This is a genomic window from Streptomyces plumbidurans, from assembly GCF_019857225.1.
Classification (GTDB): domain Bacteria; phylum Actinomycetota; class Actinomycetes; order Streptomycetales; family Streptomycetaceae; genus Streptomyces; species Streptomyces plumbidurans.
The window spans coordinates 36,319-44,147 of the sequence record NZ_JAFJSY010000080.1 but is presented as its reverse complement, the minus strand read 5'-3'; the positions used below and the strand labels follow the sequence as shown (position 1 = coordinate 44,147).

Genomic DNA, 7,829 nt, shown 5'->3' with positions numbered 1-7,829 from the left:
GCCCGGCACGCGGCGGCGCTGCGGTTCCCTGTCGGACACTTCCGTCACCTGCCGGGGGTCGTGGTCGTCGGGGTGGAGAGGGCCGCCGGGGTCGTCGCCCGGGCGGGCAGGGCCGCGGGGGTGGTGGGCTGCTCGGGCAGCGCGGCCGGTGTCGTCGCCTCGTCGGGCGGCGCGGCCGGGGTCGGGGAGGCGCCGGGTTCCGGCTGGGACTCCAGGGCCTCGGGCGGGAGCAGGACGAGGGGCCGCTCGGCCGCGGACTGCTCGGCGGCGGCCGAGGGCACGCCCTTCACGGTGCCGTTCGGATCCAGGAACGCGGGGTCCCCGCCGGGGACCATGCCGAGCTCATGGGCGCGGCGCTGGAGGGCCTCCGGGGCGGAGTAGGAGTCGATGTCCCGCTGGAGCGCCTGTTCCTCGTCGGTGAGGCTCTTGGTGTCCTTCTGGAGGTCGTCCAGCTTGAACGAGCCCGCGCTGACTGCGGAGTTCAGCAGCAGGAGGCCGATGAGGCCGCCGCCCAGGAGGAGCACGACGAGGAGGACGAAGGGGGTGCGGGCCGCCTGTCTGCGGTTGGCCGGTCCCGGGAAGAGCCGTGCCAGCCGAGCGGCCCGTCCCTTCAGTTCGGGTTTCTGGCTCACACGCCCTCCAGCGAGTCCGGTTTTCCAACCCACTCCTGGAACTGGTTCACATCGCTCATTCGACGGACTCCCTGATGCGCTGGGCCCCGCGCAGCCTCGCCGGTGCCGCGCGCCGGTTCTCGGCGACCTCTTCCTCGCTCGGAAGTTCGGCACCGCGCGTGAGCAGCTTGAGCCGGGGCTGGTAGCGCTCGGGCACGACCGGCAGACCGGGCGGGGCGGTGTTCGCGGCGCCGGCCGCGAACACCTGCTTGACCAGGCGGTCCTCCAGCGAGTGGTACGACAGGACGGCGATCCGCCCGCCCACGTCGAGGGCCTCCACGGCGGCCGGGATCGCCCGCTCCAGCACCGAGAGCTCGCCGTTGACCTCGATGCGCAGGGCCTGGAAGGTGCGCTTGGCCGGGTTGCCGCCGGTGCGCTTGGCGGCCTGCGGCAGTGCGTCCCGGATGAGCTCGACGAGCCGCGCGCTGTGGTCGAACGGCTCCTTGGCGCGCTCGCGCACGATCGCCGCGACGATCCGCTTGGCCTGCTTCTCCTCGCCGTACGCGCGCAGGATCCGCACCAGCTCACCGGGCGGGTAGGTGTTGAGGACCTCGGCGGCGCTCATGCCGGTCGTCTGGTCCATGCGCATGTCGAGCGGGGCGTCCTGGGCGTAGGCGAAGCCGCGGTCGGCCTCGTCGAGCTGCATGGAGGAGACGCCGAGGTCGAACAGGACGCCCTGCACGCGCGCGATGCCGAGCCTTTCGAGTACGTCCGGCAGCTCGTCGTAGACGGCGTGCACCAGGGTGGCCCGCTCGCCGAAGGGAGCGAGCCGCTCGCCGGACAGGCGCAGGGCCTCCTTGTCGCGGTCGAGGGCGACCAGCCGGGCCTCGGGGAAGCGGGTCAGCAGGGCCTCGCTGTGTCCGCCGAGGCCGAGCGTGCAGTCGACGACCACGGCCTGGGGCCGCTGCAGGGCGGGGGCCAACAGGTCCAGGCACCGCTGGAGCATCACCGGGACGTGTCGACTCTCGCTCAAGGGTCCCTCTCAGATCCGGCGCGGCCGTACGCACCGCCGGGTCCCCGCCCGCTCGAGAAGGGGAGGTCTGCCGGCGCCGGGAGCGTCAGCCGACCGGGAGCGGGAGGAGGCCGAGCGTTGCGTACGCGCCGCGCACATGGGGAGGCCGCCCACCGCGTGTGGCCTCCGGGAATGTCAGTCCAGCAGGGAGCGCACCGCCTCCCGCTCCGCGTCACTTTAGTCCACGGTCCCGCGCGGTCAATCAACCGGCCTGCGCGTCGCGAAACGGCATGCGTGCGATGTGGCAAATCCGGGAAAACGACCCGCACGGCCCTACTACGACCACTCGTGTGGCGTACCTCACAAGAGGACTGTGATGACTGCCTTTTCCCGTCCCCGTACCGCGACCGAATCGCAGGTGACCAGTAACGTCATGAGTATGACGACTCCCGCATCCGTCCCCACCGAGTCCCAGGGCGCCATACGCGGCGGCACGGTGACGGACCGCCTCGTCGAGGCGAACGAACGGTATGCCGCCGCCTTCACCGACCCCGGCATGGACGCCCACCCCGTCCTGCACGTCGCCGTCGTGGCCTGCATGGACGCCCGCCTCGACCTGCACCAGGCGCTCGGCCTCGAACTGGGCGACTGCCACACCATCCGCAACGCGGGCGGGGTCGTCACCGACGACGTGATCCGCTCCCTGACCATCAGCCAGCGCGCGCTCGGCACCCGCAGCGTGGTGCTCATCCACCACACCGGCTGCGGCATGGAGGCCGTCACCGAGGACTTCCGGCACGACCTGGAGATGGAGGTCGGACAGCGCCCCGCCTGGGCGGTCGAGGCCTTCCGGGACGTCGAGCAGGACGTACGGCAGTCCATGCAGCGCGTGCGCACCTCCCCGTTCCTGCTGCACAGGGACGACGTGCGCGGCTTCGTGTTCGACGTGAAGACGGGCCTGCTGCGCGAGATCGACCCCGAGTGACCCCACCCGGCCCTTCTCGTTTTTCGCAAAACCCGCGCATGCTGGAGCCCAAGCGTCGTAAAACCCGACATATCGCAGCCAGTTGTCCACAGTCGAGTGACACGAATCGGTAACGGCAGCAAGAATGCGGGATGTGACGTCACGCGGAACTCATCACGCGTGGTGTTCGTGTTTCGGGGTGGGCCGGTCCGCATCGCAGAGCGACGGCCCGGAGAAAGAAACGGGCCGAGGAGGGCCGGGTGACGACCTATGACGATCGAGCGAGCCTCACTGATCTGACCGCCACTGTGGAGAGAGTCCGCAGTTCGGTGGAAGGAGTGATCGAGGGCAAGCCCGAGGTCGTACGGCTTTCGCTGACCGTACTGCTCGCCGAGGGGCATCTTCTGATCGAGGATGTCCCCGGCGTGGGCAAGACCATGCTCGCCAAGGCACTGGCCCGGTCCATCGACTGTTCCGTGCGGCGTATCCAGTTCACGCCCGACCTGCTGCCCTCGGACATCACCGGTGTCTCGATCTGGGACCAGCAGCGCCGGGACTTCGAGTTCAAGCCGGGGGCGATCTTCGCGCAGATCGTGATCGGCGACGAGATCAACCGCGCCTCGCCCAAGACGCAGTCGGCGCTCCTGGAGTCCATGGAGGAGCGCCAGGTCACCATCGACGGGCAGACCTACGAGCTGCCCAGCCCCTTCATGGTGGTGGCCACGCAGAACCCGGTCGAGATGGAGGGCACCTACCCGCTGCCCGAGGCCCAGCGCGACCGCTTCATGGCCCGGGTCTCCGTGGGTTACCCCAGCGTGGAGGCCGAGCTGCAGATGCTCGACGTGCACGGCGGCGTGTCCCCACTGGAGGACCTGCAGCCGGTGGCGCACGCGCACGACATCGTGAAGCTGATCGAGGCGGTCCGCGGCGTCCACGTGGCGGAAACGGTCCGGCGGTACGCGGTCGACCTGGTCGCCGCCACCCGCACCCACCCCGACCTCAGACTCGGCGCCTCGCCGCGCGCGACGCTGCACCTGCTGCGCGCGGCGAAGGCGGCCGCAGCCCTGAGCGGCCGGGAGTACGCGCTGCCGGACGACGTGCAGGCACTCGCCGTCACCGTCCTGGCCCACCGTCTGCTGCCCACCGCCCAGGCCCAGCTCAACCGCCGCACCGCGGAGCAGGTCGTGCAGGAGATCCTGCAGCGCACCGCGGTGCCCGCGGCGCCTCAGCAGCAGAGCGGCTTCGGGAGCCTGGGCCGGGGCGCTCCGGCGTATCCCCAGCAACCGCCGCGGAGGCTGTGATGACCTCAGGGGGGACGGGGCACGCGGACGCCGACCGGGGCGAGAAGGGCGGCATCCGCACGGCCCTGGCGGGCCTGACGACCCGCGGACGCTCCTTCCTGGCGGCCGGCATCGCGGCCGCCGTCTGCGCCTACGTCCTCGGGCAGAGCGATCTGCTGCGGGTGGGCCTGCTGCTCGCCGTGCTGCCCCTGGTCTGCGCGCTGTTCCTATACCGCACGCGCTACCGCGTGGCCGGCAGCCGCCGCCTCTCCCCCGCGCGCGTGCCCGCCGGCAGCGAGGCCCGGGTCCATCTGCGGATGGACAACGTCTCGCGGCTGCCCACGGGCCTGCTGATGCTCCAGGACCGGGTGCCCTACGTGCTCGGCCCGCGCCCCCGGTTCGTGCTGGACCGGGTGGAACCGGGCGGCCGCCGCGAGGTGTCCTACCGCGTCCGCTCCGACCTGCGCGGCCGCTATCCGCTCGGCCCGCTGCAGCTGCGCCTGACCGACCCGTTCGGCATGTGCGAGCTGACCCGGTCCTTCTCGACGTTCGACAACCTCACGGTGATCCCCCGCGTGGAGGCGCTCCCTCCGGTGCGGCTGGCCGGCGAGGCGAAGGGGTACGGCGACGGCCGGCAGCGCTCGCTGGCCCTGGCCGGCGAGGACGACGTGATCCCGCGCGGCTACCGCTACGGCGACGACCTGCGCCGCGTCCACTGGCGCCTGACCGCCCGCTACGGCGAGCTGATGGTGCGCCGCGAGGAGCAGCCCCAGCGCGCGCGCTGCACGGTGCTGCTTGACACCCGGGGCATCGCCTACGAGGGCGCGGGCCCTGACTCGGCCTTCGAGTGGGCCGTCTCGGGCGCCGCGTCCGTGCTGGTGCACATGCTCGAACGGGGCTTCTCCGTACGGCTGCTGACGGACAGCGGCAACTCGGTGCCCGGCGAGGGCGCCGACGGTTTCGCGGGCGCGCGCCAGGAGACGGCCGACGCGGCCGGACTGATGATGGACACCCTCGCGGTGATCGACCACTCCGACGGCACGGGCCTGTCCCGGGCGTACGACGTGCTGCGCGGCGGGAACGAAGGGCTTCTGGTCGCCTTCTTCGGCGACCTGGACGACGAACAGGCCGCGGTGGCCGCCAAGATGCGCCAACGCAGCGGGGGCGCGGTCGCCTTCGTGCTGGAGAGCGGCGCCTGGATGCGGGAACCGAGCGATGTGCCCGGTCCGTTGGACCAGCACGGGGAGCGGCTGCGGATGCTGCGCGAGGCGGGCTGGACAGCCCTGAGCGTGCCTCGGGGCGTGCCGCTGAGCGAGCTGTGGCGGCAGGCGGACCGCGAGCGCACGGGTCTGGCGGCGAGCGGGACGAGCGGTGAGGGGGCGGGCTCATGAGCGGGCGGGCACGTATGGCGCTGTGCGCCTGGGCGGCCACGCTGATGGCGTCCTGCGCCCTGCTGCCCCTGGTCTCCCCCGCCACCTGGATCCTGCAGGCGGCCTTCATGCTGGCGGTGCAGACGGGTGTGGGCGCGGCGACCCGCCGGGTGCCGCTCGCCCGGCCGCTGACGGTGGCGGCGCAGGCCCTCGTCACGCTGATGCTGCTGACCCTGGCCTTCGCCCGGCAGCAGGCCCTGATCGGGCTGGTCCCGGGCCCCGAGGCCTTCCGTCACTTCTCCGACCTGCTGCAGCAGGGGGGCGACGACATCGCGCGGTACGCGATCCCGGCGCCCCTGGAGTCCGACGGCATCCGGCTGATGCTGCTGGGCGGGGTGCTGATCATCGGCCTCGCGGTGGACACGCTGGCGGTGACCTTCCGCAGCGCGGCCCCGGCCGGTCTGCCCCTGCTCGCGCTGTACTCCGTGGCCGCGGGGCTGTCCGACGGCGGCGCCGACTGGCTGTGGTTCCTGGTCGCCGCGGGCGGCTATCTGATGCTGCTTTTGGCCGAGGGACGTGAGCGGCTCTCGCAGTGGGGCCGGATCTTCGGCGGCGCCGCGCGCTCGCCGGGCGCGGAGCAGGGCGCGGTGGCGCCGGTCCGCACCGGGCGGCGGATCGGGTTCGTCGCCCTGGGCGTCGCCCTCGTGGTGCCGCTGGCCCTGCCCGCGATGAACGGCGGCCTGCTGGACGCGGCCGGTACGGGCGTGGGCTCGGGCGACGGAGGCGGCGGCACGATCTCCGCGGTGAACCCCCTGGTCTCGTTGCGCGACAGTCTGAACGTGGACGAGGACCGCCAGGTCATGACCCTGAAGACCAACAGCGACGACATCTCGAACCTGTACATGCGGATCGTGTCGCTCGACGACTTCGACGGCAGCACCTGGCGGCCGTCCAAGCGGCACGTCGAGGGCGTGCCGCACACGTTCCCGACCCCGTCCGGCCTCGCCCCGGACGTCAAGCGCGCGGAGATCGAGACCCGTGTCTCGGCCGCCGACTGGTACGCCCAGGACTGGCTGCCGATGCCGTACCCGCCCAGCGACGTGGACGTCTCGGGCAAGTGGCGCTACGAACCGGTCGGCATGACCCTGGTCGGCGACCACGGTGAGACCACGCGCGGCAAGACCTACGTGGTCAAGAGCCTCGATGTGCAGCCGACGGCGGAGCAGCTCGCGGACGCGCCGGAGCCGCCCGCCGCGATCAAGCGCGACTACACCAAGCTGCCGGACTCGGTGCCCGCGGTGGTGGCGAAGACCGCCCGCAAGGTCACCGAGGGCGCGACCAGCCACTACGAGCAGGCGGTCAAGCTCCAGGACTACTTCGCCGTGGACGGCGGCTTCCAGTACAGCACCCAGGTGCAGGTGGGCAACGGCCCGCAGGCGATCGCCCGCTTCCTGAAGGACAAGGAGGGCTTCTGCGTCCACTTCTCCTTCGCGATGGCGACGATGGCCCGCAGCCTGGGCATACCGGCCCGGGTCGCGGTGGGCTTCGCTCCCGGTACGCCGCAGGCGGACAGCACGGTGTCGGTGGGCCTGAAGGACGCGCACGCCTGGCCGGAGCTGTACTTCGAGGGCGTGGGCTGGACCCGCTTCGAGCCCACCCCGAACCGCGGTGTGGCGCCCTCGTACACGCAGACGGACACCCCGGGCACCAGCCTTCCCGACGTGCGGCGGCCCTCGCAGTCGGCCGGCTCCTCCGCCTCGTCGGCACCGTCGGCGAGCACGAGCTGCTCGGCCGAGGACAAGAAGCTCCAGGCATGCGCGGGCGCGGTCCCGCTGGACACGGCCAAGCCGCAGGACGGCGGCCTGCCCTGGTACCGGCTCGCCGGATGGTCCCTGCTCGCGCTTCTGGTGCTCGCCGTACCGCTGCTGCCCATGCTGTGGCGCCTGCGACGGCGCTCGGTGCGGCTGACGTCGGCCCAGCACTCCGCGTCCGGGCCGACGTCGGCCCGCGAGTCCCGCAGATGGCGGCGTCCGGCCGCCGGGGCGACGGACGACCTTGATGTGACGGCCCCGCCGGTCGAGGCCGAGGCACGGTTCGCGGCGGAGCTGGCCGCGGGCCATGTCCTGGCCGTCTGGCGCGAGCTGACGGACACGGCCTGGGACTACGGCATCGTGCCGGACGACGCGCTCACCCCGCGCAAGGCGGCGGCGCGCATCGTGCGGCTCGGACAGCTGGATCCGGCCTCGGCGGAGTCGGTGCACCGGGTGGCGAGCGCGGTGGAGGTGGTGCTCTACGCGCCCGAGCCGCAGGTCAGGCCCGGGCTGGCCGACGATGTGCGCAGGCTGCGGGTGGCGCTGCGGTCCCGGGCCGCCTGGACCGCCCGGGTGCATGCGGTGGTGGCGCCCCGGTCGGCGATCCGGGCGGTGTGGGAGGTCACGGACCGCTGGGCCGCCGTCAGGGCCCGCCTGGCGGACCGCTGGTCGGCCCTGACGGCGCTGGTGCGCCGGCCGTCCGGGCAGGAGAGCGGCGGCTGACAGCACGGACGGCGCCCGTCCCCCAAGGACTCCCGCGCAAACTCCCCGGAGAACCGTC

General features: G+C 72.7%; 6 protein-coding genes. 4 read left to right on the top strand and 2 right to left on the bottom strand.

Going from position 1 to position 7,829, the window contains the following annotated elements:
• Positions 1–44 precede the first annotated feature (44 nt).
• Together ftsL and rsmH are read right to left on the bottom strand one after the other, a co-directional pair.
• Entirely contained in the window at positions 45–632 is a 588-nt protein-coding gene (gene ftsL, locus JYK17_RS33640; RefSeq protein WP_108013382.1) for a cell division protein FtsL, read from the bottom strand.
• 55 nt (positions 633–687) lie between these two features.
• On the bottom strand, positions 688–1,644 hold the full coding sequence (rsmH, locus tag JYK17_RS33635) for a 16S rRNA (cytosine(1402)-N(4))-methyltransferase RsmH (protein WP_222811858.1): 957 nt from the start codon (positions 1,642–1,644) through the stop codon (positions 688–690).
• 418 nt (positions 1,645–2,062) lie between these two features.
• On the opposite strand from rsmH, the gene JYK17_RS33630 reads away from it, so the two are divergent.
• The 4 genes from JYK17_RS33630 (at position 2,063) to JYK17_RS33615 (ending at position 7,771) form a co-directional block, all read left to right on the top strand.
• Positions 2,063–2,608 (top strand): beta-class carbonic anhydrase, encoded by a 546-nt coding sequence (locus tag JYK17_RS33630; RefSeq protein ID WP_108013380.1) that lies wholly within the window; start codon positions 2,063–2,065, stop codon positions 2,606–2,608.
• A 239-nt stretch (positions 2,609–2,847) separates the two neighbouring features.
• Positions 2,848–3,888 (top strand): AAA family ATPase, encoded by a 1,041-nt coding sequence (locus tag JYK17_RS33625; RefSeq protein WP_222811857.1) that lies wholly within the window; start codon positions 2,848–2,850, stop codon positions 3,886–3,888.
• Positions 3,888–5,258, top strand: coding sequence for a DUF58 domain-containing protein (locus JYK17_RS33620; protein WP_108013378.1), 1,371 nt, complete (start codon positions 3,888–3,890; stop codon positions 5,256–5,258). The genes JYK17_RS33625 and JYK17_RS33620 overlap by 1 nt, the downstream gene beginning before the upstream one ends.
• The gene (locus JYK17_RS33615) at positions 5,255–7,771 is read left to right on the top strand and encodes a transglutaminase TgpA family protein (RefSeq protein ID WP_222811856.1); all 2,517 of its coding nucleotides are present in this window, start codon (positions 5,255–5,257) and stop codon (positions 7,769–7,771) included. Before JYK17_RS33620 ends, JYK17_RS33615 begins: the two co-directional genes overlap by 4 nt.
• Positions 7,772–7,829: the final 58 nt, after the last annotated feature.

What these genes read in the sequence shown, in the direction of transcription:
- JYK17_RS33630 (WP_108013380.1), top strand. Translation starts at nt 2,063, where the DNA reads ATGACGACTCCCGCATCCGTCCCCACCGAGTCCCAGGGCGCCATACGC.
- JYK17_RS33620 (WP_108013378.1), top strand. Translation starts at nt 3,888, where the DNA reads ATGACCTCAGGGGGGACGGGGCACGCGGACGCCGACCGGGGCGAGAAG.
- JYK17_RS33615 (WP_222811856.1), top strand. Translation starts at nt 5,255, where the DNA reads ATGAGCGGGCGGGCACGTATGGCGCTGTGCGCCTGGGCGGCCACGCTG.